Annotated in this window: 3 protein-coding genes; 1 reads left to right on the top strand and 2 read right to left on the bottom strand. The window is 47.6% G+C overall.

Going from position 1 to position 3462, the window contains the following annotated elements; genetic code table 11:
- Nucleotides 1-1997: nitric-oxide reductase large subunit (locus ACTTJF_RS09915; RefSeq protein ID WP_442551823.1), on the bottom strand; the 1997-nt coding region annotated here is incomplete at its 3' end.
- A 151-nt stretch (nucleotides 1998-2148) separates the two neighbouring features.
- On the opposite strand from ACTTJF_RS09915, the gene ACTTJF_RS09920 reads away from it, so the two are divergent.
- A complete protein-coding gene (locus ACTTJF_RS09920) occupies nucleotides 2149-2679 on the top strand; it encodes a chemotaxis protein (RefSeq protein WP_442551824.1) in 531 nt (176 codons plus the stop codon).
- Between the two features lie 195 nt (nucleotides 2680-2874).
- On the opposite strand, the gene coaE is transcribed toward ACTTJF_RS09920, so the two are convergent.
- On the bottom strand, nucleotides 2875-3462 hold a 588-nt coding region (gene coaE, locus ACTTJF_RS09925), incomplete at its 5' end, for a dephospho-CoA kinase (RefSeq protein ID WP_442551825.1).

Here is a 3462-nt window from a genome sequence, read left to right on the forward strand (position 1 = left end):
GACCAAAAGCCTACTTTCATCAGCTTGTCGTTAAATTCTTGCCCTTTGAAAAGGTAAAGCGCCACGAGCCAAACAAAACCTAGCGCCAAAAATCCGTAAACGCCAAATAGCGCCGCGTGTCCGTGCACCGAAGTGGTGTTTAGACCCTGGATGTAGAACAAAAATAGCGGCGGGTTGATAAGGAAGCCAAACACGCCAGCACCCAGCATATTCCAAAACGCCACCGCGATAAAGCAGTAAAGCGGCCATTTGAGATTTTTCGCCCAGCTTTGCGCGAACTGAAGCGAATACTGATGAAAGGCCTCTGCTCCAAGAAGCACCAAAGGCACGACCTCAAGCGCAGAAAAGCTAGCGCCCACCGCCATGATCGGAGTGGTCGTTCCAGCAAAATAAAGGTGATGGAAGGTGCCAGGGATGCCGCCTATTAAGAATAAACTAGCGCTTGCTAGGGTTGAGTAAGTCGCAAATTTTTTACCGACTAGACCCAAAGAGGCAAACACGAACGCAAGCGACGCGGTCGCAAACACCTCGAAAAAGCCCTCGACCCAAAGGTGAACGACCCACCAGCGCCAGTATTCCATCACCGGCAGCGGGCTTCTTTGTCCATAAAATAGCCCCGCGCCGTAGAAAAGTCCCACCGCGATAGCAGAAGCCGTAAAGATAGCTAGCAGGTTTTTATCGCCGTCAGCCTTAAATCCGCCGACGAATCCGCGAAGCACGAGCGCCATCCAGATAACAAGACCGACAAACAAAATAAGCTGCCAAACCCTACCAAGCTCGATATACTCGTATCCTTGGTGTCCAAGCCAAAAGCTAGTAGACGTTTCCATCTTGCCCGCTATCGCCATGTACTCGCCGATAAAGCTACCCACGACTAGAAAAAGCAGCGCGTAGAAAAGCAAATCAACGCCTAGTTTTTGAAATTTAGGATCCTTGCCGCCGTTGATGATAGGCGCTAGGAAAAGTCCGGCCGCCAAAAAGCCCGTCGCGATCCAGAAAATGCTCGCCTGGATGTGCCAAGTGCGCGCCAAAGAGTACGGGATGTGCTCGGATAAATTTATACCGTAAAACTCCTGCCCCTCGACCGTGTAGTGCGCCACGAAGCCGCCTATCATGATCTGGAAAACAAAAAGCGCGAGCGCTACGAAAAGGTATTTGCCAAGCGCCTTTTGAGACGGGGTCAAATTTAGCCTTGAGAGCGGATCGGCGTCGATAGGAGCGAGTTTCTCGCTGTCTTTTTCGCCGTAGAAATTTGAAAACCAAACTAGCAAGCCCACGCCCGCGACCAAAATCGTAACGCTAATAATCGTCCAAAATACGTTTTCTTGCGTCGGAACGTTGTCGATTAGCGGCTCGTGCGGCCAGTTGTTGGTGTACGTAGCCTCGCTATTTGGGCGATTCGTCGCCGTAGCCCAGGTCGCCCAGAAGAAGAAATCGTTTAGCTGCTCGCGGTTTTCCTCTTTGGCTAGCGTGTTGTTTTTCATCGCGTAGTTTTCGCGTAGCTTCTGGTATTTCGGATCGTTGCCGAAAAGCCCGTTATACTCGCCCCGCACTACCTTTGCCGCCGCGATCCTCTCGTCGCTGATCGTTATAACGCCGTTTTTTAGCGTATTCGTGCGGTATTCGCTCTTTGTTAGAGCCTTGATGTTGGCTTGTTGCTCGGCGTTTAGAGCGTCAAATTTGGCTCCGTAAAGCTGAGCGGCCTTGATATCCATAAACGCGACTAGCTCTTTATGCAGCCAATCAGCCGTCCAGTCAGGCGCCTGATACGCTCCGTGTCCCCACACCGAGCCCACCTGCATACCGCCGATGCTTTGCCAGGCCTCTTGGCCTTTGTAAATTTGCTCTTGCTCGACTATTATTTTGCCGTTTTTATCGGCGAAACTCACCACCGGCGGCGCTTCGCGGTAAACCTCTACGCCGTAATAGCCGAGTATCCCGAAGGCGATAGTAACGACTGCTACCAGCGCCCACCAATACTTCTTGTATTCACGCATACTTTGTCTCCTTTTGAAAAATTCGTATAAAGTTTATCCAAAATAAATTTACGCAAAAATGATGTATATCAATAAAAGGACTAAATTTGTCCTTAAAATACGGCTTATGTTAAAAAATGTATAATTTCAAAAATATATTTTAGGGGATTTTATGTTTAAATTTGAGATCGTTTATAAATTTTGCCTCATTTGCATGCTGATTTTGGGGCTTTGTCTGCTCGCGTTTTCAGGGCTAAATTTTGCGCTCGGAGAGTACGGCGAATTTTGGATGGGCGCGCATAAATTTGCGGGCTTTTTGGTCGCGCTCGCAGCCGTTTTGCACGTGATAAATCGCAAGAAAAAGCTCATCAAGCTCGCAAACGAATTTATAGACGTCGTCACTCGCCGCAAAAACCCGAGCATGTGCAACATGGACCGCATCATCGCCTCGCTAGAGCCCTATACGATCGCTGAGATCTCGCAAAAACTAGGCTTTGACGAGGCCGAGTTTTGCCGCACGTTGCGCGAAAACGGCGTCAAATTTAGGAACGCCGACCAAACCTTACGCCAAATCGCTTTTTTAAACGACGAAAAGATATTTTTCGTGCTAGTTCTTATCGTCGAGGCGAAATTTGGCAAGAGATTTTGCGGCGAACTCAAATTTAAAGGCGCTAAATTTAACGGCATCAAAAATGCGGCGTGATGGTTAAATTTGACGGCTAATACGGCTTGAAAGCGGTAAATTTGAGTTAATTTTGCGGCCATGCTCGTAAAGTTAATTTCACAAATTTAACTGCAGCGACCAAAATTTAAGTATTTGTGTTTTAAAAAATTTATCAAAATTTAACCAATGTAAAATTTCAAAAGCTCACTAAAATTTAATATCTTAAAAACAGCCCTACTCCGCCGAAATTTTTTTCAAAAACTCTCGCGTTTTCTCTTTTAGATTTTCCAAATCTCCGCTATTATCTATCACAAAGTCTGCCATAGCGCGCTTTTGTTCTATATCCGTTTGTAGTTCTACGCGGTGCTTTGCGGCGGCATGATCCAGCCCGTTTCGCTTCATCACGCGCGCGATCAGCGTATCTTTAGGCGCATAAACGACCGCCACTTTATCAAAAAACTCATACCTCTTGCCCTCAAAAAACAGCGGAATATCGACAAAATAGAGCTTTTCTTTCGCCTCTAAAGCCTGCGCCTGCGATAAAATTTCAGCCGTTATCTTTGGATGCAGTAGCGCTTCAAGCTTTGCGAGCTCCGCAGGGTCTTTAAACACCAGCTCGCCTAGTTTTTTGCGGTCCACAAAAGCGCGGGAGTCGGTCAAATTTTCCTCATCTCTGCTGGCATCAAATTTGACCTGCGTATCTTTTTGTACGACGTACTGCGCGCCGAAAATTTCAGCCACCTGCACGGCGCAGCGATCAAGGACGCAGTGCGAAATCTTATCGGCATCGATGATCTCAAATCCGCGATCACGAAGCAGCTC

This window comes from Campylobacter sp., assembly GCF_052170435.1.
Taxonomy (GTDB): domain Bacteria; phylum Campylobacterota; class Campylobacteria; order Campylobacterales; family Campylobacteraceae; genus Campylobacter_A.

Bases quoted from the DNA above. Each gene is read 5' to 3' on its own strand.
- ACTTJF_RS09920 (WP_442551824.1), top strand. From the start codon at position 2,149: ATGTTTAAATTTGAGATCGTTTATAAATTTTGCCTCATTTGCATGCTG.